This is a genomic window from Bradyrhizobium sp. 2TAF36 (assembly GCF_052114925.1).
GTDB lineage: Bacteria > Pseudomonadota > Alphaproteobacteria > Rhizobiales > Xanthobacteraceae > Bradyrhizobium > Bradyrhizobium barranii.
This window is the reverse complement of sequence record NZ_JBFRFR010000009.1, coordinates 36,540-61,477: the sequence shown is the minus strand read 5'-3', so window position 1 is coordinate 61,477 and position 24,938 is coordinate 36,540. Positions and strand designations below refer to the sequence as shown.

Genomic DNA, 24,938 nt, shown 5'->3' with positions numbered 1-24,938 from the left:
TCTCGCGGTGCGGCTATGAGTGCGGCTTGATGGCCATTCGAGCGCGCTCCATGCATTCCGTTGCCCTGCTGACCGCCAGCTACGCCAAGGATATCGAACGCTTTTCGCTGCTCAGCGAGAGCATCGACACCTGGCTCTCGGGATACACGCGGCATTATGTTCTCGTTAACGATGAGGACGTGCCGCTGTTCGCGCCGTTTGCATCCGACAAGCGCGTCATCGTTCCGGCCTCGAATTATCTGCCGAAATGGCTCTGGGCGCTGCCGCCCTCGCTTCAGTTCCTCAGCAAGCGCCGGGTCTGGCTGTCGCTGCTGTCGTCGCCGGTGCATGGCTGGCACATCCAGCAGATCCTGAAAATCGCCGGCGTGCTCAACGCATCCGAGCAGCGCGTCTGCATCCTGGATTCGGACAATCTGTTCTTCCGCGAATTCGACGCCGGCCAATATGCCGGCGGAGAGAAGACGCCGCTGTTCGTCACCCCGAAGGACATCGGCGCTGACCACCCGTTGCATGGGCTGTGGCTGCGCACAGTCGATCAGTTGCTCGGCATCAAGGACCGGTCCTTCCCCGCCGATGACTATGTCGGCAACGCGCTGGTCTGGGACAAGGACACCGCGCGCGCGATGACCGACGCCATCAAGTCGGCAACGGGATTGAACTGGGTTCTGGCGTTGTGCCGGAAGAAGAAGTTCTCGGAGTATCTGATGTACGGCCATTTCGTCGCGAACTCTCCGGCGCATCTGGCCACCCATCGGGTCACCGAGGACAGCATCGCCGTCTCGCATTGGGATGAGACGCCCCTCGACCGTCCGGCCATCGAAGCGATGATGCGCGCGGCCTCGCCCGAACAGGTCGCGCTCTGCATCCAGTCCTATTCGTCGACCTCGATCGACGACATCCGCGACGTGTTCCGCCTTAGCTCGCGGGATCGACGCAGCCCGAGCCTGTCTCCTGAAGATATGGGTGATGCGGCCGAATTCGAAGTGCCGGCGAAGACGCGCTAAGGCCGCGTCTCAGGCGTCCCTCGTGAACTTGCTGATGACGTCCATGAACGGCTTCGGCTTGAACTCGCCGTCAAGCGGCAAGGGGCGGTTCGGCTGCTTGTCCGCGCGGGCGAAGGTGCCGTTGATCCAGCTATAGCGATCCGAGAGGCCCCAGGTCAGGATCGAGCGCACCGGCCCGCTGGTCGAGATCGCGGTCAGGAGATCGTCGACGCGCTTGGCGACGATGGCGTCGCGCTCTGCCGGATTGCCCGTCAGTTTCTGGTCGTCGACATCGAGCTCGGTGACGAGCACCTCGAGGCCCCAGGAACGCAGCTCGGTGACGAACTCGGCGAGCCCATGCGTGTCGATCTCGAGCTCGGCGTGCAGATGCGATTGCAGGCCCACAGCGTGCAGCGGCACGCCCTGGTCGAGCAGGTCCATGATCAGGTTGCGGTACGCCGCGCGCTTGGCAATGAACGAGTCCTTCGCCGACTCGATGTCATATTCATTGATCGCGAGCTTGACGAAGGGATCGGCCGCGGCCGCCGTGCGGAAGGCCAGCGGAATCCAGCGGTTGCCCAGATGCTGCGTCCAGAACGTGTCGCGCCGGTCGGTGATCTTCTTCGGATTGTCCGGGATCGGCTCGTTGACGACGTCCCACGACGTCAGCTTGTCCTTGTAATAGGACACGACGGTGCCGATGTGGTCGACATAGGCGCGCTCGACGCCCTTGGAATCCTTGATCTGCTTGGTCCAGTCCGGAATGTCGTGATACCAGGCGAGCGCGTGACCGCGCATTGTCAGATCGTTCTCCCTGGCGAAATCCAGGATCGCGTCGGCGCGCTCGAAGTTGAACGTGTGCGCGTTCGGCCGCAGCATCGGCCATTTCAGCTCGAGCACCGGCACCACCTGGGTGCAATAGGTACTGATGGCTTCGCCGAGCCTGGGATCTGCTTGCAGGTCCCAGAGCGTCGCAGCAGCGCCAAAGCCCGGACGGCGCTGCGCGAGTTTTGATGCCGGCGCGGCGGACGCCGCTGCCCCCACCGCGAGTGCTGCGGCGCCGCCAAGGAGAAATTCGCGTCTGTCGAGCCTGGTCACGGTGGGACGTTCCTTTTGGAACCAACGCGCCATCGTACCAAGCGGCGCCTTGCGACGCCGGGGTTTCCTGTCGTTGGGTTAACCTTTGCGGATGTCCGGTGCGCAACGCGCGTGGCGCTGCATCGCTGTTCCAGTCTGGATCAGGGTTTCGTGTCGTGATCGCTCGAACCGCCCCAGGGAAAGGGCAAATTTAACGCTAACGCGCGAAAGCGGCCTCTCAGCCTCATTCGCCGCCCGATCTGCAGACTTATGTGACACTCTTGAGAGATGCTGCGGCGCAGTTCGTTCGCCCCGCCAAGGTCATTGATTAACGGCCGTCACCATCGCAACACCGTTGCCGGTCCTGTGCTCGCATGCTGAACCGCCATTTCTCGATTTATCTCGTCGCCTACATCCTGCCCGCAGCGGTGGGTTTCTTCGCGGTCACGGCCTACACGCGGCTGCTGACGCCGGCCGAGTACGGCGTCTATGTCGTCGGCATCAGCCTCGCCGGCATATTGGGCGCGATCTTCTTCGCCTGGATCAAGCTGTCGGTGTCCCGCTATCAGGCGATGTCGGCGGAGGTGGATTTTCGCGGCACGGCGATGGTCGCCTTCGGGCTGACGGCCGCGGTCCTCTGCGCCACCACGCCGCTGGTCATTCTGTTCCGCAGCGACCTCAGCGTCGAGCTGCTGCTCGCCAGCATGTTCGTCGCGATCATGGCCAATGCTGTCGATGTCGGCCAGGAATTCGAACGCGCCAAACTGCGCCCCTACAGGTTCGCGGCGATCTCGATCGTCCGCAGCGTGTCGAGCGTCGGCTTTGGCCTGCTCGGCATCTGGCTCGGCTGGGGTGGATTGGGACTGCTCGCCGCGTTCGGCCTGGGCTCGCTCACCGGCATCATTCTCAATCTCGTCGGCGACCGCACCAAGATCGCGCGCTTCGAGCGCAGCCAGTTCATGCAGCTGGCGCGCTACGGCCTGCCGCTGACGCTGGCCGGATTGTCCGTTGCGGTCTATTCGGCCTGTGACCGGCTCATCGTCGCTTATCTGCTCGGCAAGGACGCCGCCGGCATTTTCGGCGTCGCCGCCGATCTGCCGCGCCAGTTCATGGTCATGATCGCCTCCAGCGTCGCCGCTGCGACCGTGCCGCTGGTGTTCCGGTCGCTGTCGGAGAAAAACAGCGAGACGACGCGGGAGCGGCTGAGCGAGAGCCTTGAGTTGCTGCTCGTCGTCGTCGCACCCGTCGCCGTCTGGCTCGCGCTCGCGGCCGACCAGGTCGCGGGCACGCTCGTCGGCGTCGATTTTCGCGCCGGCGTATCGGCGCTGTTGCCGACGCTGGTGCTCGCGCGCTTCTTCGGCATCGCCAATCAATTCTATGTGCAGATCAGCTTCCAGCTCGCCGAGCGGCCGTTCATGCTGGCGGCGCAGTCGTTCCTCACGCTCGTTTTGAGCGTGGCACTGATGTTCGCGCTGGTCGCGGGCTACGGCCTTTACGGCGCGGCGCTCGCCACGCTCGCCACCGAAGCGCTCGGCTTCGTCGTCGCCGTCGCCCTGATGCGCCGCGCCCATCCCGTGCCGTTCGACGTCAACCGCCTCGCCGGCGTTGCGGCTTCGGCTGCGGCGATGGCGGGCGCTATCCTCGTTGCGCGGACGCAGGTCGGCGGTACCGGTATCGTGGCGTTGATGGTCGTCAGCTCCGCGGGTGGGGTTGCTTACGCCGCTGCGGCCTGGCTGCTCAACGTCGCGAATGTGCGGACGTTGTCGCTGCGCTTCCTGCGGACGTTCAACCGCAAGGCGCTGGGCGTATAGACCCGCGCGCTACCCCGCCAGAAAGCCGCCATCCACGGCAACGACGGTGCCGGTCGCATATTGCGAAGCCGGCATGCAGAGGAAGGCAACGGCGCCGGCAATGTCCTCCGGCTGTCCCCAGCGCTTGAAGGCGGTGCGATCGGCGATGCGCTGATAATGCGCAAGGTCGCTGCGGCCGGCGGCGTTGATCGCGGTTTCGATATAGCCGGGCGCGACCGCGTTGACGCGGATGCCTTCTTCGGCCCACTTCAAAGCCAGCGCCTTGGTCAGCATCACGACACCACCCTTGCTGGCGCAATAGGCGGGAATCCGCGGCAGCGCCAGCGTCGCGTTCATCGAAGCGATGTTGACGATCGATCCCGTCTGCTCCGCGAGCAGGGAGTGAAAGGCCATGCAGGTGCGGAACGTGCCGGTGAGATTGACGTCGAGCACCTTCATGAAGGTCTCGATCTCAAATTCCTTGTCGCGCGCGAGAATGCCGGCGCAATTGATCAGCGCGTCGACGCGCTTGTGCTTCCGGGCGAAGGACGTGACGGCTTCGTCATCGGTGACATCGAGCGTTGCGAGCGTGAGGCCCGCGCGCGGTTTGAGGAGGGTGCGGGCAAGATCGGCCTCGTTCGCGCCCGTTGCAGACACCGTCGCACCCAGATCGCAGAATTGATTGCTGATGGCGGCACCAATGTCGCCGGCGCCGCCGATCACGACGGCATGGAAGCCGGGGGCGAGGGAAAAGTTCGGATTCATCGGGAGTGTCTCACTTCAGGGATTTCGGAGGCGCAGCCGTCGACTCGCGGACGACTAGCGAGAAGTCGATCTCGCGATGCATGATGGTCTGCTCGCCGGCGAGGCTGCGCACCAGATATTCACCGGCGCGCTGCCAGGTTTCTCCGGTCGGTACGTGGATCGTGGTCAGGCTCGGCCGCAAATGCCGGCTCCAGTCGAGGTCGTCGAAGCCGACCACCGAGAGGTCACGCGGCACCGAAAAACCGCTGCGCTCGGCTTCGAGCAGCACGCCATAGGCGATGACGTCGTTGCCGCACACCACGGCTGTCGGGCGGTCCTCGAGGCCTAGGAGATAGCGCGCCGCCTCGCGCGCGTCGTCCAGCGTATAGGGCACCTCGACATGCCATTGCGAAGGCAATTCGAGCCCGTTCTCCGTCAGCGCGCGGCGAAAGCCGGCGACGCGGGCGCTGGCGCGGTCGTTGTTGCGCTGGAGCGCCGAGACGATCCCGATGCGGCGGTGGCCGAGCTCGATGACATGCGCGGCGGCGCGATGGGCGGCGGCTTCGTTGTCGGTGCCGACGCAAGGATAGGGCCGGTCGGGCTGGTAGATGCCGACATTGATGAACGGTACGGCATTGTCCGCCAGCAGCTTGCGTAATCCGTCGTGATGGCAATCGCCGCGCAGCACCAGGCCGTCGACACCGCGGCTGATCAGATTGCGCGCCTGCTGCAATTCGACGTCGAGATCGTAGCCGCTCGTTGTGAGAAACAGCATGTATCCGACCGACGACAGATATTGCTGCAGCGAGGCGATGCCGCGTGCGAACATCGTGTTGTCGATCGTCGGTACGATTGCGCCAAGCGTGCGCGAGCGTCGTGACGACAGGATGCGCGCCGGCGCGTGCGGGATGTAGCCGAGCGCGTCGATGGCCTGCTCGATGCGCGCCCGTAAGGAAGGGCTCACCGCGTCGGGGTTGTTGAGGGCGCGCGAGACCGATGCCGTCGAGACGCCGGCGCGGGCCGCCACGGCGCGGATGCCCTGTTTCACAGACTTGGCGTTGGTCAGTCTCATGAATGTAACGTTACATCGGGCATAGCGAACCGCATGGTAGCGGCAATGTCGCAAATCTGCCGCAGATTGTGCGGCTTGTCCATCGCTTGACACGGCGAATGCGAGGTCTATTTTGTAACCGTTTTCAAGCGCTGCTCAAACGTGTTCAAAATGGTCCGCCAGCTTAAGGCGGCCAGCCGGGAGGAGAGTTCGATGAAGGCCAGGATGCTCGCGACCCACGTCGCGTTGCCCGTTCTCGCGATTGCTGCGGCGACCGCGCAGGCGCACGCCGCCGATTTCGACTGGATGAAGTTCAAGGGCAAGACCGTCACCTTTCTCGCCAACAACAATCCGGTGTCGCAGGCGCTGCTGACTTACAAGGCCGATTTCGAGAAGCTGACCGGCATGACCCTCAAGGTCGACGGCTATCAGGAACAGCAGATGCGCCAGCGTCTGGTGACCGTCATGAATGCGAACAGCGACGAGGTGGACGTGTTCATGACGCTGCCCTCGCGCGAGGGCGAGCAGTTCGCCGCCGCCGGCTGGTACGGCGATCTCACCGCGATGGCCAAGAACGAGGTGGCCAGGGAATACGACTCCAACGGGTTGAGCCAGGCCCTGCTGAAGGCCGCGACCTTCGGCGGCAAGCTGACCAGCATGCCCATGAACATCGAAGGCCCGATCTTCTATTACCGCACCGACATCTTCAAAAAGTGCGGTCTCGAGGCGCCGAAGACGATCAAGGACGTCGAGGCCGCTGCCGAGAAGATCAAGAGCTGCGACAGCACCGTGACGCCGTTCGTCTCGCGCGGCCTCAAGCCCGCGATTGCCTATACCTTCAGCAACATGCTGCACAATATCGGCGGCAGCTATGTCGCAAACGGCAAGTCGAACCTCTGCTCGGCCAAGGGCAAGGAAGCGCTCGACACCTATAGCCGGCTGCTGCGCGATTTCGGACCGCCTGGCGTCGTCAACTACAGCTTCCAGCAGATTTCGGCGCTCTACCGCAGCGGCCGCGCCGCGATGGCGTTTGAGTCGTCGAATGAGTTGCGCACGGTGATGGAAGGCGGCGCGCGCCTGAAGGACACCGGCCTGCTGCCGTTCCCGGCGGGCGATGCCGGCCAGGTGCCGACCACGATCGGCTGGGGCATGGCAGTGTCCTCGCACAGCAAGCAGCCGGATGCGGCTTGGTACTTCGTGCAATGGGCGACCAGCCCAGAGGTGCAGAAGAAGATGGCGCTTCAGGGCATTGCCCCGCCGCGTCCGTCGGTCGCCAAGGATCCCGAATATCGCAAGTGGATCGACGAGGAGCCGGTCCGCAAGGAATGGCAGGCCGCGCTCGACGTGCTCGCAACGAAGGGCTCCTCCGAGGTCGGCTATCCCATCGTCGCCAATCCGCAATCGCGCGAGTTCATCGGGCAGGCGGTACAGGATCTGATCCTGAAGCAGAAGACCGTCGATCAGGCCTGCGCGGATGCCGACAAGGCGCTGGATGCGCTGATCGCGCTGAACTAACGGCCTCATTCCGGCAGGCTTGCTGCCTGCCGGCACCCAACTCGATCGAGGACACGAACGCATGTCTGATACGGCTGCGACACTCACGCAGGACCGGCAGAAGCTGGAGATGGCGGCGCTCTCGGCGCCGGCCGTGGTCTTCACGGTCGCGATGATCGCGTTTCCGGTCGTCTATACGATCTGGCTCGGCTTCCAGACCTTCTCCTCGACCGGCAAGCAGTCTTTCGCGGGCCTCGCCAATTATTCGAAGCTGATCTCCGATTACGAATTCTGGCACGGGCTGTGGATCACCATTGCGCTGTTCGTGCTGTCCTTGGTGCTGCAGCTCGTCTTCGGCGTCTGGCTGGCGCTGGTGCTGTTCCACGCCAAGCGGCTGCCAGGCATCGTGCGCTCGCTGTTCATCTCGCCCTTCATGATGCCGCCGGTGGTGGCGGGTATGATGTGGCTGGTGATCCTCGATCCGTCGCTCGGTGCTGCCAACTATATCCTTCAGTCGTTCGGCCTGCCGCCGTCGGACTGGCTGGCCTCGCCGACCTGGGTCATTCCGACCGTGGCTCTGATCGACAGCTGGCAGTGGACGCCTTATGTCGCCCTGATCGTGCTGGGCGGCCTGCAATCCCTGCCGCCGAGCGTCTACGAGGCGGCGCAGATCGACGGCGCGTCTCCATTCAGGACTTTCCAGCGCATCACGCTGCCGCTGCTGCTACCGACCATCGTCACCGCGGCGATCCTGCGGAGCGTCGACCTGCTGCGCTTCTTCGACATCATTTACATCACGACCCAGGGCGGCCCGGGCAACGCCTCGAACACGCTCAACATCTACGGCTTCAGGGTCGGCTTCGAATTCTTCAACATCGGCTATGCCAGCGCCCTGATGCTGACGCTGACGGCGATCGTGTTCGGCGCCGTGCTCGCCTTCAACCGCTTGCGCGGCGCAGTGGCCTGGTGATGTCATGAACGATGCCGCCAACACCGACCGCTGGATCCGCTGGCTCAACACGGTGCAGCTCCTGCTCGCCGGCGTGCTCATCATGGCGCCGACGGTCTGGATGGTGCTGTCCTCGTTCAAGCCGTCGTTCGAGGTCACCGCCTATCCGCCGACGCTGAGCTTCTCGCCGACGCTGGAAAACTATGTCGAGCTGACCAGGACCACACCGTTCCTCAGCTACGCGCTCAACAGTCTCATCGTCACCGTTGGCTCGACCGCACTCGGTCTGCTGTTTGGAATTCCTGCTGCCTTCGCCGTCTCCTGGACGCGGATTTCGTGGCCGGCCATCCTGACCCTCGCCGCGCGCATGGCGCCCGGCACGTTGTTCCTGCTGCCGTGGTACGTGATGTTCCGGCAGGTCGGCATGATCGGCTCCTACACCGCGCTGATCCTCAGCCATGCCGTCATCACGCTGCCGATCGTGATCTGGGTTTTGCTGCCGTCCTTCGACGGCATTCCGCGCAGCGTGTTCGAGGCGGCGCAGGTGGATGGGTGCAGCGTCACGCGCATCCTCTGGCGCATCGCGCTGCCGCTGGTGGCATCAGGCGTCGCCGTCTCGGCGATCCTCGCCTTCGTGTTTTCGTGGAACTACTTCCTGTTTGCGCTGGTGCTCTCCAACGGCGACACCAAGACGCTGATCGCGGCGGCCTTCAACTTCATCGGTGAGGGCTCAACGCAATGGGGCGCTCTCATGGCTGCGGCGACGCTGATCGCGTTGCCGCCGCTGGTGCTGGCGGCCCTGGTTCAGCGCTGGCTGGTGTCCGGACTGACGCTCGGTGCGGTGAAAGGCTAGGTATCGAAATGAACGTGTCGCCCCGTCCGAACTCGATCATGCAGGCCGCGGTCTTCCACGGCAATGACCGCATCACCATCGAGCGCGTCGCGATGCCCGATGTCGGCCCAAGTGAAGTGCTCGTCCGCGTCTCGCGCACCGCGCTGTGCGGCTCCGACTTCAAGCTCTGGCACAAGGGCGCCGAGTTCACCGCCGGCCATGAGATCTTTGGTGTCGTCGAACAGCCCGGTCATCGCCTGCATGGCCGCCGCTGCGCCGTCTATATCCCCTTGCACTGCGGCCACTGCCCCGCTTGCAAGCGCGGCGATACCCAGATGTGCCTGGAAGTCTCCAGCCTGATCGGTTGGAACAGGCCCGGCGGCTATGCCGAATATGTGCCGGTGCCGGAAAACTGCCTGCTGCCGGTGCCTGATGATATCGAGGACAGCCTTGCGCCGCTGCTGCTCGACACCATCGGCACCTCAGGCCACGCCGTCCGCTTTGTCAGCCGCGTGGTGCCGCCGAGCGAGGCCGGTCCAGTTCTCGTCATGGGCGCGGGGCCTGTCGGCCTTGGCGTCGTGCTGGCGCTCCGCGCGCTCGGCTACGACGACATCCACGTTGCCGATCCCAACGCGGCACGGCTGAAGATCGCACAGTCTTTTGGCGCAAAGGCGCACCCGGTCGGAGATACCTCGAAGCGCTTCGCCCTCATCATGGAATGCTCCGGCGCCCATGCGGCGCGCAACCTCGGCATCGAGCTGGTCCTGCCGCGCGGTGCGCTGGTGCTGGTCGGCGAGAACGCCGCGCCCTGGACCATCGAGGAAGGCAAGGTCTTCCGCCGCAAGGACTTTTACATGATCCGGACCTTCTATTTCCCGGTCTCGGATTTCGAGCCGAATGTCGAGCTGCTGCGCAAATACAAGGACGAGTACCGCGTCCTGGTCGATGGCGAGTTCGGCCTGTCGGCTCTGCCAGAGAATTTCGCCCGCTTCGCCAAGGGCGAGCTGATCAAGCCCGTGCTGGCACTGGACTGAGCGATCATGGCTTCGATCTCGATCCGCAACCTCACCAAGCGCTACGGCAATTTCACCGTGATCCCCGATCTCAATCTGGAGATCGCGGACCACGAATTCGTCGTGTTCGTCGGCCCGTCCGGCTGCGGCAAGTCGACCTTGCTGCGGATCATCGCGGGCCTCGAGCCGATTTCGTCGGGCGATCTCTACATCGGCGACAGGCGCGTCAACGGCGTCCAGGCTGCGCAACGCGATATCGCGATGGTGTTCCAGGATTACGCGCTCTACCCGCACATGCGGGTCTACGACAACATGTCGTTTGCGCTGGAGCTGAGAGGCACACCGAAGGCCGAGATCGACGCCCGCGTGAGGCGTGCGGCCGCACTGCTGCACATCGAGCCCTATCTCGACCGCAAGCCGAAGGAGTTGTCCGGCGGCCAGCGCCAACGCGTCGCCATGGGCCGCGCCATCGTGCGCAATCCCAAGGCCTTTTTGTTCGACGAGCCGCTCTCCAATCTCGATGCGAAGCTGCGCGGGCAGGTGCGGGCGGAGATCAAGGCGCTGTCGCAGGAGCTGAAGACCACCATGGTCTTCGTGACACATGACCAGATCGAGGCCATGACCATGGCCGACCGGATCGTCGTGCTCCAGAGCGGCACGATCCAGCAATACGATACACCGGAGACGGTTTACGAGCGGCCCGCCAACCAGTTCGTCGCCGGCTTCATCGGCTCGCCCGCGATGAATTTCTTCCCGGTCGAATGGCGTCAGGAGCGCGCGATCCTGTCGCAAGGCGGAACGGTGGTGCCGCTGGACGGCGAGACCGCTGGCTGCCTGAGCAAGGCCGGCAACGCCGTGCTGGGCATTCGCCCCGAACATTTTGCTGTGGCTGCGGATGCCGCTGATGGCATCGCGATCAACGTCAGGCTGGTCGAGCCGCTCGGCTCGGACACGCTGATCCATTTCGATCTCGCCGGCGGCTCCGCCATCGCGCGGGTCGATCCGGCGCTGCGGCCGAAGGTTGGTGATCGCATCAATCTGCGCCCACAGTCGGGCAAGACGCATTTGTTCGCTGCATCCAACGGACAGGTCTTGCGGTGAGTGCGTCGGCAAACATCGGCGATCTCTCGGCGCTGGCGGACCTCGCGTCCGGCACGAAGCCCGTGCACGTGATCTGCCTCGGCCTGTCCGCGCTCGACCAGGTCTGGCGCGTCGATCGGCCGTTCGCGGGTGGAAGCGAGAAGATCAAGGCGGTCGAGTACGGCACGCTCGGCGGCGGCATGGCCGCCAACGCTTCTGTTGCGGTGGCAAAGCTCGGCGCATCCGTCGCGTTCTGGGGGCGGGCAGGGAATGATGCCGCGGGCCATGAGATGAAATCGGCCTTCACCGCTGAAGGCGTCGATGTCGAGAATTTCCGGCTGTTCCCCGATGGCCGCTCGTCGGTCTCCGGGATCATCGTCGATAGCAGCGGCGAGCGGCAGATCGTGAATTTCCGTGGCCTTTACCCAGAGACCGCAGACTGGCTTCCGCTCGAAGCCGTAGCGCGCGCGTCCTCCGTGCTGGCTGATCCGCGCTGGGTCGAAGGCGCCGCGACGTTGTTTCGGGAAGCGCGATCGCGCGGCATTCCGACGGTGCTCGACGGCGACATGGCCGATGCTGAGGTATTCGAGCGGCTGCTGCCCTTAGCCGATCACGCCATCTTCTCCGAGCCCGCGCTCGCCGCCTTTGCCGGCTCGGCCGAAGATAGATCTCTCGCAGCCCTTGCGCGCTTCGGCTGCCGCGTCATCGCCGTTACGCGCGGCGAGGGCGGCGTGAGCTGGTACGAGAACGGCCAGCTGCACCGGCAGGCCGCCTACGCCGTCGACGTCGTCGACACCACGGGCGCGGGCGACGTCTTCCACGGCGCCTATGCGCTCGCGATCGGCGCCGGCCTCGATGTGCGCGCCGCCATGGCGTTTTCGGCGGCGACGGCCGCCATGAAATGCCGCCACGCCGGCGGCCGGAACGGAATCCCCGATATCAACGAGTGTCTTGTATTCATGAGGACGAAGCCATGAGAACGATTGGAAAGAACCGCGGCCTGGCACGGCTTGCTGACGCGGATGGCCATTTTCGCATGGTCGCGCTGGATCAGCGGCCGCCATTGTTCGATGCCATTGCGAAGGCAAAGGGGATCACGCGGGACCAGGTCGAATATTCCGACGTCACGGCGGCCAAGCGTCTCTTGGTCGAGAACCTCGCGCCGCATTGCAGCTCGATGCTGTTCGACCCGAACTTCGCAGTGCCTGCCGCGATCGACCTGCTGCCGCCGCGCTGCGGTCTGATCATGACGCTGGAAGAGCACCGCGTTGAGGAAACCGCGGGCGGCCGCAAGTCGCGCGCGATCACCAATTGGAGCGTGGAGAAGATCCGCGCCATGGGCGGCGACGCCGTCAAGGTGCTGGCCTGGTACCGGCCGGACGCCGATGCCGCGGTGAACGAGCACCAGAAGCGTTTCGTGCGCGAAATCGGCGAAGACTGCGCCCGTCACGATATCCCGTACGTGCTCGAGTTGCTGGTCTACCCGTTCCTCGGCAGCGCCAATCACACGGCCGATTACGTGGAATCGCCCGGCAAGCTCCCGGGCCTCGTCATCGACAGCGTGCGTGAATTCGCAAAGCCTGAATACGGCGTCGATCTTCTCAAGCTGGAGAGCCCGCTTGCAGCCAACAGCCTGCCGGCGCGTGACGGCAGCACGGAAGCAAAGGCGGCGCAGAAGGAGTTCGATGCGATCGGTGATATCTGCCGCGAACGCAGCATCCCCTGGGTGTTGCTGTCGGGCGGCGCTGCGCCTGAAAAGTTCGAGCGCGTGCTCGACTACTCCTATGCCGCAGGCGCAAGCGGTTTCCTGGCGGGCCGTACCATCTGGCTGGATGCCGTCCTGAAGAACTTTCCGGACCGCGCAGCGGTGTCGGCCAGCCTGCGCAAGGATGGCCTCGGGGTGCTGGAACGGCTCAATCAACTGACCACGGCCAAGGGCACGCCGTGGAAGGCGCGCTTCCCGGTGTTCGCTGATATCAAGCAGGAAGGTGACTTCGCGCGCGCCTACTGAGATGGTAACGGTCCCGCGTGGTCTCAACTCGATCGCAGGATCTGCAACATGACTGACAGCTTCACCATCCGCTCGATCGAGGCCTTCTGCTATCGCTATCCCTTGGCGACGCCGGTGGTGACGTCGTTCGGCAAGATGCTCAACCGTCCGGCCGTCTTCGTTCGCGCGCTCGACGAGGACGGTGTCGAGGGGTGGGGCGAAGCCTGGTCCAACTTTCCTGCACCGGGCGCCGAGCACCGCGCCCGGCTTGTCAATGAAGTGCTGGCTCCGGGGCTTGTCGGGCGCAGGTTCGACAGTCCCGCCCAGGCTTTCGAGGTCCTGACGAAGGGGACCGAAGTGCTGGCGCTTCAATGCGGCGAGCCCGGTCCGTTCGCGCAGGCTGTTTCGGGCATCGATCTCGCGCTGTGGGACCTCTCCGCGCGTCGGCGGCGCTTGCCGCTGTGGCGGCTTCTCGGTGGGCAGTCGCGCAGGATCAAGGTCTATGCCAGCGGCATCAATCCGGGCGGCGCCGCGCAGACGGCCGAAGCCGCGCTCGCGCGTGGCCATCGCGCGTTGAAGCTGAAGGTCGGCTTCGGTGCCGAGACCGACCTCGCCAATCTGGCCGCGCTGCGCGCGATCGTCGGTGCAGGCATGCTCGCTGCCGATGCCAATCAGGGCTGGTCGGTCGATCAGGCGCTGGAGATGGTGCCGCGGTTGGCCGCGTTCGATCTGCGATGGCTGGAGGAGCCCATCCGCGCCGACCGGCCGCGCGAGGAATGGCGCCGGCTGCGGGCAGCCGCGAAAATGCCGATTGCCGCGGGCGAGAACATTTCGAGCGTCGAGGGATTCAAGGACGTCCTGGCCGAAGACGTGCTCGGCGTCGTTCAGCCCGACATCGCGAAATGGGGCGGACTGAGCGCATGCGCTGGCGTCGCGCGCGACATTCTGAAGGCGGGCAAGACGTTCTGCCCGCATTATCTCGGCGGCGGCATCGGACTGCTCGCCTCGGCGCATCTGCTGGCGGGCATCGGCGGCGACGGTTGGCTCGAGGTCGATGCCAACGACAATCCGCTGCGCGACCGGTTCTGCGGTGCCGTTGCCAGTGTCACGGATGGTACGATCGTCCTCGGCGAGGAACCGGGGCTCGGATTCACGCCCGACCTGTCGGGAATCGCGAACTATCGCAGCCTGTAGACGGCTGCGACACCTGCGTCGTCAGGCGCCGCGCAGGCCAGTTTCCCCTTGCGTTCTATTCCTCGTCGCGGAAAGCTGCCGGCGAGACGGGTAGCCGCCTTCACATTTCATAACGATGGCCGGAGCCATGTCTCGCCGAGCTTGAAAATCAAAGTTCGTTCTGCTCATTAGGGATCTGCAATTGCGCTGCAACATGCGCAAAAAGCCCATCGACTAAAGTCGATAGCCAGCGAGGAAACGAAAAAATGCGCAAGCTCACTTTGGCCATTGCCGTGATCGCCCCGATGCTCGGTCATGCCGCGTCGGCTGAGGACACCCTCAAGATCGGCTACATCGATCCGCTCTCCGGCGGTGGTGCCAGCGTCGGCGAGGGTGGTCTGAAGACATTCCAGTATCTGGCCGACGAGCTCAACGCCAAGGGCGGCATTCTCGGCCACAAGATCGAGATCGTGCCGCTCGACAACAAGACCAATCCGCAGGAAAGCCTGGTGCAGGCCCAGAAGGCGATCGACGCCGGGGTCCACTACATCACGCAAGGCAACGGCTCGTCCGTCGGCGCGGCGCTGTCGGATTTCGTCACCAAGAACAACACGCGCAATCCCGGCAAGGAAGTGCTGTACTTCAACTACGCCGCCGTCGATCCCAGCCTGACCAACGAGAAGTGCAGCTACTGGCATTTCCGCTGGGATGCGAGCTCCGACATCAAGATGGAGGCGCTCACCAACTACATGAAGGACACCGCCTCGATCAAAAAGGTGTACCTGATCAACCAGGACTATTCGTTCGGTCAGTCCGTCCGCTCCGACGCGCGCAAGATGCTCGGCGCCAAGCGGCCCGACATCCAGATCGTCGGCGACGAGCTGCATCCGCTGCTGAAGGTCACCGATTTCTCGCCCTATATCGCCAAGATCAAGGCGTCCGGCGCCGACAGCGTCGTTACCGGCAACTGGGGCCAGGACTTCGCTCTGCTGCTCAAGGCTGCCGCTGACGCCGGCCTGAAGGTCAACTGGTACACTTATTATGCCGGCGGCGCCGGCGGCCCCACTGCCGTCAAGCAGACCGGTCTCGATCATCAGGTCTTCCAGATCACCGAAGGCTTTGCGAATTCCGGCAACAAGGTTGCGATGGATTACGAGAAGGCGTTCCGCGCCAAGGTCAATCTGTCGCTCTGGTACCCGCGTGCGGTCAACGAGATGCGCATGTTCAAGGCGGCTGCCGAGAAGGCCAACTCGATCGACCCCGTGAAGGTGGCGGCGGCGCTCGAGGACCTGAAGTTCGAGGTTCTGGACGGCGGCACCGGCATCATGCGCAAGGACGACCACCAGTTCCTTCAGCCGATCTACATTTCCTCCTTCGGCAAGCTGACCGAGAATGAGCCCTTCGACGAGGAAAACACCGGCTGGGGCTGGCACCTCGTCTCCAAGGTCGACACGGCGCAGGCCATGGTCCCCACGACCTGCAAGATGGCGCGGCCGTAATCACGACATCCGTCGTTTTCCCGCGGCCGACATCGGTCGCGGGAAGGCGGTGGCCGGACTATTCTTGATTGGGCGATGTTCACCGGGGCCATCAGGCCCCGGACAGAGACGAGTGCGCTGTGCTTGAACTCATTGTCATTTCGACCCTGAACGGCGTGCTGTTCGGCATGCTGCTCTTCCTGCTGTCGAGCGGGCTGACCGTCATCTTCAGCATGATGGGCGTGCTCAACTTCGCGCATGCCAGCTTCTACATGCTCGGCGCCTTCTTCGGCTTCCAGCTCACCAAGTGGATCGGCTTCTGGCCGGCGCTGGTGCTGGCGCCGCTACTGGTCGGCGCCATCGGCATGGCGGTGGAGCGCTACGGCCTGCGCAACACCCACAAGCACGGCCATGTCGCGGAATTGCTGCTGACCTTCGGTCTGGCTTTTGCGATCGAAGAAATCGTGTCGATGATCTGGGGCAAGAGCCCGGTCGACTATCGCGTGCCGGCGCTGCTCGACTTCCCGGCCTTCACGATCTTCTCGACCAACTATCCCGCCTACAAGATCTTCATGCTGGCCGTGTCGGTCGTGATCTTCGTGGCGCTGCTGGTCGTGCTCAAGCGCACCCGCGTCGGCCTGATCGTGCAGGCGGCGCTGACGCATCCGCACATGGTCGGGCATCTCGGCCACAATGTCGGGCGCGTGTTCATGGTGGTGTTCGGCGTCGGCAGCGCGCTCGCCGGCATTGCCGGCGTCATTGCCGGACCGGCCCTGGTGACGCAGTCGGACATGGCCGCAGCACTCGGGCCCATCCTGTTCGTCGTCATCGTGTTCGGTGGCCTCGGCTCCTTGCCCGGCGCTTTCATCGCCTCGCTCGTCATCGGACTGGTGCAGACCTTTGCGGTGGCGCTGAACGGCTCGCTGGCGAGTGCGTTCGGACCGCTCGATCCGTCGACGGGACCGTCGGTCCTCACCGACATCTGGAACGTCACGATCGCGCAGGTCGCGCCGATCGTTCCCTATATGCTGCTGGTGCTCATTCTGATCGTTCGCCCCATGGGCCTGATGGGGACGCGCGAGTCATGACCGCCAAACCGATTTCGACATCGAAGCCCGCCGGCGACGGCCTGCGCTTCTACGGCGTCTGGCTGATCGGCATCGCAGCGCTGATCGTCCTGCCGCTGATCTTCTCCTCCGGCGGCTCGCTGACGTCGTTCAGCCTGATCGGCATCGCGATCGTCTTCGCGCTGTCCTACAACATCCTGCTCGGCCAGACCGGACTGCTGTCGTTCGGTCACGCCGTGCATTACGGCCTCGGCGGCTTCGCGGCCTGCCACATGATGAATGCGGTGGTGTCGCACGGCTGGCCGATCCCGCTGCCGTTCATTCCGCTGTTCGGCGGGATCGGTGGTCTCGTCTTCGCTGTCATCATCGGCTGGGTCATGACCAAGCGCGCCGGCACCGTGTTCGCGATGATCTCGCTCGGCATCGGCGAATTGGTGGCGTCGTCCTCACTGATCCTGCGCTCGGTGTTCGGCGGCGAGGCCGGCATCACCACGGATCGCACGGCGTTGCCCAAGATGTTCGGCTGGTCGTTCGGGCCGCAGCTTCAGGTCTATTATCTGATCGCGTTCTGGCTGGTGCTGTCGGCCATCGTGATGTACGCGCTGACCCGGACGCCCCTGGGACGGATCAGCAATGCCGTCCGCGACAATCCCGAGCGTGTCCAGTTCATCGGCTACGATCCTCACGTCGTTCGCTATCTCGCTTATTGCTTTGCCGGGTTCTTCGCGGGCGTCGCCGGCGGCCTGACCGCGATCAATTTCGAGATCGCGAACTCCGCGCTGCTCGGTGCGATCCAGTCCGGTCTGGTGCTGTTCTCCACCTTCATCGGCGGCATCGCCTATTTCTTCGGGCCGATCCTCGGCGCGATCCTGGTGACCTATCTCCAGCTCGGGCTGACAGGCCTCACCAGCGTCTGGCAGCTCTATTTCGGCATCATCTTCATCGGCATCGTGATGTTCGCGCCGGGCGGTATCGCCGGCCTGTTGATGATGCACCGGCCGCTGGTTCGCGCCGGAACGCTGTGGACGGTGATCCCGTCCTATCTCGTCGCTATTGTGCCGACCCTGGCGCTCGCCTGCGGCGTCATCCTCACCATCGAGACGGTCGCGCGCTATTCCGGCGGCGACCCGATCAACCTGTTCGGCATTCCCTTCAATGCGAAGTCCCCGGTGACGTGGATTTCCGCAGCAGTTCTCGTCGTCGGCGGTGCGTTCGTCGCGCGGCTGAGCTGGCGGAGGATCGCGGACGCGTGGGACAGGGCTGCGACGGTCGCCCGTGACCGGGGGTATCTGGCATGAGCGGAGCGGTATCTGGCACGAGCGGAGCGGTATCTGGAAAGAACGCAGCCATCGAAGTCCGCGCCGTCGAAAAGCGCTTCGGCAATGTCGGCATCATCCGCGACCTCAACCTCAGCGTCGCGAAAGGCGAGCGTCACGCCGTCATCGGCCCGAACGGCGCCGGAAAATCCACGACGTTCAATCTGATCAGCGGCCACATCAAGCCGACCTCGGGCGAGGTGAAGCTGAACGGCGATGTGATCTCCGGCCTGCGGCCGTTCGAGATCAACCGGCGCGGCCTGTCGCGCTCGTTCCAGGTCACCAACGTGTTCGCCCGCATGTCGGTCTGGGAGAACGTCCGCTGTGCCGTGCTGTGGGCGACGGGGCATCGCTACGCCTTCTGGAAGAACGTCGACAGCCTGCCGGAAGTGCGCGAGCGCACGGCCCAGATCCTGGACGACATCCATCTCACCCATCGGCGCGATGTTCCGGCGGGACTTCTGACCTATGCCGAGCAGCGCGAGCTCGAGATCGGCATCACCATCGCGAGCGGGGCCACGGTCGTCATGCTCGACGAGCCGACCGCCGGCATGAGCCACGCCGAAACCGACCGCGCGGTGTCGCTGATCCGGCGACTGACCGAGGGCAAGACCCTGGTCATCGTCGAGCACGACATGAGCGTCGTATTCGGCCTTGCCGACCGCATCTCCGTGCTGGTCTACGGCCACATCATCGCCTCGGGCACGCCGGAAGAGATCCGGCGCGATCCGAAGGTCAAGGAAGCCTATCTCGGCGAGGAAGCGCATTGATGCTCGAGGTCAGGGATCTCCACGCCTATTACGGCAAGAGCCACATCCTCCAGGGCGTCGACCTTGACGTCGCCGCGGGCGAGGTCGTGAGCCTGCTCGGCCGCAACGGTGTCGGCCGCTCGACCACGGTCAAGGCGATCATGGGCGAGGTCGCGCCGCAAGGCACGATCCGCTTCAAGGGCAAGGACATCGCCGGCCTTCCCAGCTACAAGATCGCGCACCTCGGCCTCGGCTATGTGCCCGAGCATCGCGATATCTTCCCGAGCCTGACGGTTCGCCAAAACCTCCTGCTCGGCGTCAAGGACACGCGCCGCCCCGGCAAATGGCGGCTTGAGGACATGCTCGAGATGTTCCCCAATCTCGCCGCGCGTGCCGATACGGCCGCAGGCGTGCTGTCGGGCGGCGAAAAGCAGATGCTCACCACCTGCCGGACGCTGATGGGCGATCCGGACCTGATCATGATCGACGAGCCGACCGAGGGTCTCGCCCCGCTCATCGTGCAGCAGGTCGGCGATCTCATTGCGCGCATCGCGCAGGCCGGCGTCGCAATCCTGCTGGTCGAGCAGAAGCTCTCGATCGCGATGCGGATCTCGAAGCGCGTCTACATCATGGGTCACGGCCGCGTCGTGTTCGAGGGGACGCCGGACGAGCTCAAGGCCAATGCCGCCGTGCGCCAGGAATGGCTTGAAGTCTGACGCATGGCTCGAGGTCTGACGCTCACATTGCCGTGTAACGAGCGCGCAAAATAGAACGGCTGCAAGCCGCGCATACGCATCTGAATTCTTCGCTACATCTCACGCTTCATAATCCTTGTATCGTCGCGCTCGCCGGCATCGCAATCGATGCGGCCGATGATAACCAAGAAGAAAGTGGAGGGCGCCGGCGGCAGCCTGTGAGCTCGCGCGTCGATGCGTCTTGCCTGGGAAGGAGATGCCGAGCATGTCGGGAAGACAACTGGTCCGTGGAGTCGTTGCTCTGCTTGCGGCGCTGGGCGCCGCTTCGGCCGCGACGGCCGGAAACTACGACACCGGCGCGACCGACACGTCGATCAAGCTCGGGCAGACCATGCCCTACTCGGGACCGGCCTCCGCCTATTCCGCGATTGGCCGCGCCGAGATCGCCTATTTCAAGATGCTCAACGACAAGGGCGGCATCAACGGCCGCAAGGTCGAGCTGCTCAGCATGGACGACGGTTATTCGCCGTCGAAGACGGTCGAGCAGATTCGCCGCCTCGCCGAGAGCGACGAGGTGCTGGCGATGTTCTCGATGCTCGGCACCGGTCCCAACATCGCCGCGCAGAAATACCTCAACGCCAAGAAGATCCCGCAGCTGTTCCCGTCGAGCGGCGCCAGCCGCTGGAACGATCCGCAGCATTTTCCCTGGACCACCGGTTCGCAGCCGACCTACCGGACCGAAGGCCGCATCTATGCCAAGTGGATTCTTGCGAACAAGCCGAATGCCAAAATCGCCGTCATCACGCCGAACGAAGATCCCGGGCGCGACTATCTCGCCGGCTTCAAGGAAGGGTTAGGGGAGCACGTCAACCAGATCGTGTCCGAGGCCACCTACGAGACATCGGATCCGACCGTCGACTCCCAGATCGTCAAGTTCAAGGCCGCCGGCGCCGACGTTGTTTTCAACGAGTGCACGCCGAAATTCGCGGCGCAAGCGATCAAGAAGATCGCCGAGCTCGGCTGGAAGCCGCAGATCATCCTTCCCGCCGTTTCCAACTCCGTCGGCTCCGTGCTGGTGCCGGCCGGGCTCGACAATTCCGTCGGCATCGTCACCGGTGCTTTCCAGAAGGATCCCGGTGATCCGCGCTGGGAGAATGATTCCGGCATGAAAGCCTGGCGCGAGTGGATGAAGACGTACAATTCGAGCGCCGATCCGGCCGACGTCTTCAACGTCACCGGCTACACCATGGCGCAGATCATGGAGCTGGTGCTGCAGCGCGCCGGCAACGACCTCACCCGCGCCAATTTGATGAAGCAGACGCAGTCGTTCAAGGACGTCGAATTGCCGATGCTGCTGCCGGGCATCAAGCTCAACACCTCGGCCGAGCAGGTGACGCCGATCCGGCAGTTGCAGATGGCGCGCTTCAACGGCAAGTCCTGGGAGCTGTTCGGCGACGTGATCGGCGAATAGGATCGACGCAGTGTGACGGGCGGGCTGGCACAGCCTTGCCCGCCCGTCTTATCCCACAGTTGCTTCCTCCAACGACAGTGAAACGACGATGACACCGACCGGTCCCCTCAGCGGTATCCGCGTTCTCGATCTGACGAGCGTGCTGTTCGGCCCCTACGCCGCGCAGATGCTCGGCGACTGGGGCGCCGATGTCATCAAGGTCGAGCCGCCCGCGGGCGATACCTGGCGCTACACCGGCGTGTTCCGGAACCGCGGCATGAGCGGCCAGTTCATGGCCGTCAACCGCAACAAGCGCAGCCTCGCGCTCGACCTGAAGCATCCTGACGGCAAGGCCGCGCTGGCAAAACTGATCCCGACGGTCGATGCGCTCGTCACCAATGTGCGACCCGCGGCGATGGCGCGGCTCGGCTTCGGTTACGAGGCCTGCGCAAAGCTCAATCCGCGGCTGATCTATGCCGCGGCGACCGGCTTCGGCCAGGACGGGCCGTGGGCGGCGCGCCCCGCATTCGACGAGATCATCCAGGCGGCTTCAGGCCTTGCGTCATCGATCGGATCGGACGAGGAGCCGGAATTCGTTCCGAGCCTGATCGGCGACAAGATCTGCGCGATGGCGATGGTCGGCGCGGTGTCCGCGGCCTTGTTCCGGCGCGAGCGCAGCGGGCAGGGCCAGATGGTCGAAGTCCCCATGCTGGAAACCATCGCCGGCTTCAACAGCATCGAGATGCTGGGCGGACACGCGTTCGATCCGCCGATCGGCCCGACCGGCTACAAGCGGATGAAGAACCGGCGCCCGGTGCAGACCAAGGACGGCTGGCTGACGATGCTGCCTTACTCCGGAGACAATTGGTGCGCCTTCTTCGAGGCTGTCGGCCGTTCCGAGCTGATCGAGGAACTCGGGGTGCGCGATCCCGTGCTTCGTTCCCAGAACATCGACAAGGTCTATGACCGCATGAGCGAGATCGGGCCGACCCGCACCACCGCGGAGTGGGAGGAATTGCTGCTGCGGCTGGACGTGCCGCACACCGCCTTCGCCCGGCTCACCGAGATCGGCGAGCAGCCGCATCTCGCCGCCGTCGCATTGTTTGCGGATATCGATCATCCGACCGAAGGCCGAATCCGGCAGGCGCGGCCCGCGACGAAATTCTCGGAAAGCCCGGCCGGCATCCATCGCATGGCGCCGCGCCTCGGCGAGCATTCGCGCGAGGTGTTGCGCGAGGCCGGCCTGAGCGATGCGGAAATCCAGGCGGCGGTCGACAGCAAGGCGGTTGGTGTCGCGTCCTGAGCCGGCCGGCGTTCGGGAACCGACTCTCTGTGATGACGGTCACATCCTGCTGTCGCGGGCGGGTCTAGCGTAGGTCTGTTCATCTTCGCCCCGGATGCGGTCATGACCACCGCCGACTTTGCCTTCGTTCTGCGCAGGCTGGGCCTTGCTGCCGCCCTCATCTGCGTCCTCCTGAGCCTGACCGTGTTCGCGGTCCTGCTAATCGTGGAGCACGAACCGGTCGGGCAGGCTGCCGCGCACGCTCTGCCGCTCATGGTGTATGCGCTGTTCGGCCTGTTCGGCGCTGCAATGACCCGGCTGATCGGGCGCCGTACCCACTAACCGGACATTGTGCCGCAGCGATTCGTGACCAGCCCCGGGCCAGCTCCGGCCCCAGCCCATCTTCCGCCCGCGCGAGCCCTCGTATATGAGAGATTTGCCGCCTGATAGGTCCGAATATTGCCGGATACGGAACGCAAGGTGGCTGCGAATTCTTAATTCAAAGATCGCAATCTGACGTGATCGACGTAAGGCGCGGACTGGTACTGGACCGGGGAATGGCATGAAAGACCTGATGACGACGGCGCAATCCACCACGGCGATGCGGCGTTGGCGGCCCCCCGGACTTGTTGCGCTCGCAACGGCCGTTGCCCTGACGGCGCTGAGCGGAAGCGCCGAGGCGGCCAAGCAGGCCCGCCAGCCGGCCGAGGCGGTGGCGCCGCGCGAGGCCGGCGAGCCGATCATGGCGATCGTGTCGATCAAGAGCCAGCAGGTCACCTTCTACGATGCCGACGGCTGGATCCTGCGTGCGCCGGTCTCGACCGGCACGACGGGACGCGAGACGCCGGCCGGCGTCTTTGCCATCGTCGAGAAGGACAAGGACCACCGTTCGACCATGTATGACGATGCCTGGATGCCCAACATGCAGCGCATCACCTGGAACGGCATCGCGCTGCATGGCGGGCCGCTGCCCGGCTATGCCGCTTCGCACGGCTGCGTGCGGATGCCCTTCGGCTTTGCCGAGGGCCTGTTCGACAAAACCAACATCGGCATGCGCGTGATCATCTCGCCGAACGACGCGGCCCCGATCGATTTCACTCATCCCTCGCTGTTCGTGCCGAAGCGCGAGGCCATCGCGGCCGTGCCGAACCGGTCCGACAAGCTCTCCGCTGAAGCCGAGGAGGCGATCCAGGCTGCCGCCGAGGCCAAGAAGGCTGCGGCCGCGGCCGCGAAGGAGGCCGCGTCGCTTCCCGCATCGCTGCGCAAGCTGGAACAGCAGAAGGCCAAGGCCGACGCCGAGCTCGCTTTCGCCGACAAGAAGATCGCGGCCGCCAAGACCGATCAGGCGCGGGCGCAGGCCGAGGAACTGAAGCAGAAGGTTGCGACCAAGGCCGCCGACGCTGCGTCGGCGCTCGATGCCGCCAAGGCCACCGCGCAGCCGAAGCGCGACGCCGTTGCCGCCACCAAGGAGGCCGCAAAGGTCGCGGCAACCAGGAAGGCCGATGCCGTGACGGCTGCGACCGACGCCAAGCTCGCGCTTGAGCCGGTGTCCGTTTACATCAGCCGCGCGACGCAGAAGCTCTACGTGCGGCGGAACACGCACAAGCCGGCGCCGGATGGCGGCGGCGAAGTGTTCGACACCAGCATCGAGGTGCCCGTCACCATCCGCAATCCCGACCAGCCGCTCGGCACGCATATCTTCACCGCGATGGCGAAGGCCGATACCGGCCTGCGCTGGAGCGTGGTCACGATCGAGAACGGCGACGACGCCAAGGACGCGCTCGACCGCATCACCATTCCGCAGGACGTCTGGGATCGCATCGGGCCGACGGCATTGCCGCGTTCGTCGATCGTGATTTCGGACGAGCCGCTGAGTGCCGAGACCAACTACCGCACCGAGTTCGTCGCGGTGCTGAGCAATCATCCGCAGGGCGGCTTCATCACCCGCAAGCCGACCGCGCCGCCGCCGATGGAAATGGCAAGCGATGACAGCTGGGGCAATGGCGGCAACGGCTTCGGCTTCTTCTTCCAGCCGCAGCCGAACCCGCAGCCCGTCAATCCGCGCCGCCGCGGCCAGTATCAGTATTATCAGCCGGCGCAGCCGATGCAGCGGGGCTTCTGGTAGGACGGCGCGCCGCGCTGGGCCGCGTCATCGCCTGAGCTGAAGATATTTGTCGTCGGCGACCGCAGCGGCGCCGACGACGGGCATACCGGCTGTCTACTGTGGACCCGTCGACATGCCCTGCAACTGCCGAAGCGGATTGAGCGGGCCAAGCGGGATCAGCTCGAAGCTCATGAGATGAGCCTGCCCCAGGGGCAGCTTTTCGAGCATGTCATGAGCGGCCGCGATATCCGTGACGTTCAGGATGAACGCGACGCCGACACGATTTTGCAGCGAGTACCACTGGTCGATTTTGCCATCGAGATAGAGCTTCACCGTCTCGCGCACTTCCATCGGCAGGATGGCGCGCGCAGCGGCGACATCGGCGCCGGGGTTTACCGTGCCGATCGCGAGAATTCGGGTGGTCGGTGTCGGTGGCGTGGGTGATTGCGCTCGTCCGGGGACGGCGGAGGTCAGGCACAGGGCGAATGCCAGGAGACCGGCAGCGAGTGTAAGCTTCATTTGAAATCCTCCATGTTCCGAGGTTTACGCTCTTCATTTAGTCATGCTTCGCCGGCAGCGATTGCCGCACGTTGCATCGCCGCCGTGGAACGGCGGCGATGC

General features: G+C 64.5%; 23 protein-coding genes. 19 read left to right on the top strand and 4 right to left on the bottom strand.

The genetic code is table 11. From position 1 onward, the window contains the following. Positions 1–50 precede the first annotated feature (50 nt). Entirely contained in the window at positions 51–1,004 is a 954-nt protein-coding gene (locus tag AB4Z51_RS06615) for a DUF6492 family protein (protein ID WP_085403321.1), read from the top strand. A gap of 9 nt (positions 1,005–1,013) precedes the next feature. Here AB4Z51_RS06615 and AB4Z51_RS06610 read toward each other — a convergent pair whose 3' ends face one another. Further along, positions 1,014–2,081, bottom strand: a complete 1,068-nt coding sequence (locus AB4Z51_RS06610) for an endo-1,4-beta-xylanase (protein ID WP_085403322.1) — start codon at positions 2,079–2,081, stop codon at positions 1,014–1,016. Between the two features lie 353 nt (positions 2,082–2,434). Here AB4Z51_RS06610 and AB4Z51_RS06605 point away from each other — a divergent pair, with 353 nt between their 5' ends. Beyond that, on the top strand, positions 2,435–3,871 hold the full coding sequence (locus AB4Z51_RS06605; protein WP_085403250.1) for a lipopolysaccharide biosynthesis protein: 1,437 nt from the start codon (positions 2,435–2,437) through the stop codon (positions 3,869–3,871). Between the two features lie 9 nt (positions 3,872–3,880). Here AB4Z51_RS06605 and AB4Z51_RS06600 read toward each other — a convergent pair whose 3' ends face one another. Beyond that, a complete protein-coding gene (locus AB4Z51_RS06600; protein WP_085403251.1) occupies positions 3,881–4,615 on the bottom strand; it encodes an SDR family NAD(P)-dependent oxidoreductase in 735 nt (244 codons plus the stop codon). A gap of 10 nt (positions 4,616–4,625) precedes the next feature. After that, on the bottom strand, positions 4,626–5,666 hold the full coding sequence (locus AB4Z51_RS06595) for a LacI family DNA-binding transcriptional regulator (protein ID WP_063985365.1): 1,041 nt from the start codon (positions 5,664–5,666) through the stop codon (positions 4,626–4,628). A gap of 192 nt (positions 5,667–5,858) precedes the next feature. On the opposite strand from AB4Z51_RS06595, the gene AB4Z51_RS06590 reads away from it, so the two are divergent. The 17 genes from AB4Z51_RS06590 (at position 5,859) to AB4Z51_RS06510 (ending at position 24,338) form a co-directional block, all read left to right on the top strand. Then, positions 5,859–7,160 carry an ABC transporter substrate-binding protein gene (locus tag AB4Z51_RS06590; RefSeq protein ID WP_085403323.1) on the top strand — a complete coding sequence of 434 codons (1,302 nt, stop codon included), beginning with the start codon at positions 5,859–5,861 and terminating at the stop codon, positions 7,158–7,160. A 61-nt stretch (positions 7,161–7,221) separates the two neighbouring features. Further along, a complete protein-coding gene (locus AB4Z51_RS06585) occupies positions 7,222–8,109 on the top strand; it encodes a carbohydrate ABC transporter permease (protein ID WP_063986668.1) in 888 nt (295 codons plus the stop codon). A 4-nt stretch (positions 8,110–8,113) separates the two neighbouring features. Next, positions 8,114–8,941, top strand: a complete 828-nt coding sequence (locus AB4Z51_RS06580; RefSeq protein WP_085403252.1) for a carbohydrate ABC transporter permease — start codon at positions 8,114–8,116, stop codon at positions 8,939–8,941. An 8-nt stretch (positions 8,942–8,949) separates the two neighbouring features. Beyond that, positions 8,950–9,954 carry a zinc-dependent alcohol dehydrogenase family protein gene (locus AB4Z51_RS06575; RefSeq protein ID WP_085403253.1) on the top strand — a complete coding sequence of 335 codons (1,005 nt, stop codon included), beginning with the start codon at positions 8,950–8,952 and terminating at the stop codon, positions 9,952–9,954. Between the two features lie 6 nt (positions 9,955–9,960). Beyond that, positions 9,961–11,034 carry an ABC transporter ATP-binding protein gene (locus AB4Z51_RS06570; RefSeq protein ID WP_085403254.1) on the top strand — a complete coding sequence of 358 codons (1,074 nt, stop codon included), beginning with the start codon at positions 9,961–9,963 and terminating at the stop codon, positions 11,032–11,034. Next, a complete protein-coding gene (locus AB4Z51_RS06565) occupies positions 11,031–11,990 on the top strand; it encodes a sugar kinase (protein ID WP_085403255.1) in 960 nt (319 codons plus the stop codon). The genes AB4Z51_RS06570 and AB4Z51_RS06565 overlap by 4 nt, the downstream gene beginning before the upstream one ends. Beyond that, complete coding sequence (locus AB4Z51_RS06560; protein ID WP_085403256.1) at positions 11,987–13,024, top strand: tagatose 1,6-diphosphate aldolase; 1,038 nt, start codon at positions 11,987–11,989, stop codon at positions 13,022–13,024. The genes AB4Z51_RS06565 and AB4Z51_RS06560 overlap by 4 nt, the downstream gene beginning before the upstream one ends. Before the next feature lie 48 nt (positions 13,025–13,072). Next, positions 13,073–14,197: a mandelate racemase/muconate lactonizing enzyme family protein gene (locus tag AB4Z51_RS06555; protein ID WP_085403257.1), complete on the top strand. Its 1,125-nt coding sequence runs from the start codon at positions 13,073–13,075 to the stop codon at positions 14,195–14,197. A gap of 245 nt (positions 14,198–14,442) precedes the next feature. Then, the gene (locus AB4Z51_RS06550) at positions 14,443–15,675 is read left to right on the top strand and encodes a branched-chain amino acid ABC transporter substrate-binding protein (RefSeq protein WP_085403258.1); all 1,233 of its coding nucleotides are present in this window, start codon (positions 14,443–14,445) and stop codon (positions 15,673–15,675) included. Between the two features lie 119 nt (positions 15,676–15,794). Further along, positions 15,795–16,742 carry a branched-chain amino acid ABC transporter permease gene (locus AB4Z51_RS06545; RefSeq protein ID WP_038936438.1) on the top strand — a complete coding sequence of 316 codons (948 nt, stop codon included), beginning with the start codon at positions 15,795–15,797 and terminating at the stop codon, positions 16,740–16,742. Then, a complete protein-coding gene (locus tag AB4Z51_RS06540; RefSeq protein WP_135215553.1) occupies positions 16,739–18,019 on the top strand; it encodes a branched-chain amino acid ABC transporter permease in 1,281 nt (426 codons plus the stop codon). The genes AB4Z51_RS06545 and AB4Z51_RS06540 overlap by 4 nt, the downstream gene beginning before the upstream one ends. Further along, the gene (locus AB4Z51_RS06535) at positions 18,016–18,807 is read left to right on the top strand and encodes an ABC transporter ATP-binding protein (protein ID WP_085403260.1); all 792 of its coding nucleotides are present in this window, start codon (positions 18,016–18,018) and stop codon (positions 18,805–18,807) included. Before AB4Z51_RS06540 ends, AB4Z51_RS06535 begins: the two co-directional genes overlap by 4 nt. After that, positions 18,807–19,502, top strand: a complete 696-nt coding sequence (locus AB4Z51_RS06530) for an ABC transporter ATP-binding protein (RefSeq protein ID WP_063985355.1) — start codon at positions 18,807–18,809, stop codon at positions 19,500–19,502. Before AB4Z51_RS06535 ends, AB4Z51_RS06530 begins: the two co-directional genes overlap by 1 nt. A 235-nt stretch (positions 19,503–19,737) precedes the next feature. Continuing rightward, positions 19,738–20,952 carry an ABC transporter substrate-binding protein gene (locus AB4Z51_RS06525; protein WP_167768139.1) on the top strand — a complete coding sequence of 405 codons (1,215 nt, stop codon included), beginning with the start codon at positions 19,738–19,740 and terminating at the stop codon, positions 20,950–20,952. Between the two features lie 88 nt (positions 20,953–21,040). Beyond that, complete coding sequence (locus AB4Z51_RS06520) at positions 21,041–22,234, top strand: CaiB/BaiF CoA transferase family protein (protein ID WP_085403261.1); 1,194 nt, start codon at positions 21,041–21,043, stop codon at positions 22,232–22,234. Between the two features lie 102 nt (positions 22,235–22,336). Then, positions 22,337–22,555 carry a hypothetical protein gene (locus AB4Z51_RS06515; protein WP_085403262.1) on the top strand — a complete coding sequence of 73 codons (219 nt, stop codon included), beginning with the start codon at positions 22,337–22,339 and terminating at the stop codon, positions 22,553–22,555. A gap of 220 nt (positions 22,556–22,775) precedes the next feature. After that, positions 22,776–24,338, top strand: coding sequence for a L,D-transpeptidase (locus tag AB4Z51_RS06510; protein WP_085403263.1), 1,563 nt, complete (start codon positions 22,776–22,778; stop codon positions 24,336–24,338). A 93-nt stretch (positions 24,339–24,431) separates the two neighbouring features. On the opposite strand, the gene AB4Z51_RS06505 is transcribed toward AB4Z51_RS06510, so the two are convergent. Continuing rightward, positions 24,432–24,836: a hypothetical protein gene (locus tag AB4Z51_RS06505; protein WP_063985350.1), complete on the bottom strand. Its 405-nt coding sequence runs from the start codon at positions 24,834–24,836 to the stop codon at positions 24,432–24,434. Positions 24,837–24,938 lie beyond the last annotated feature (102 nt).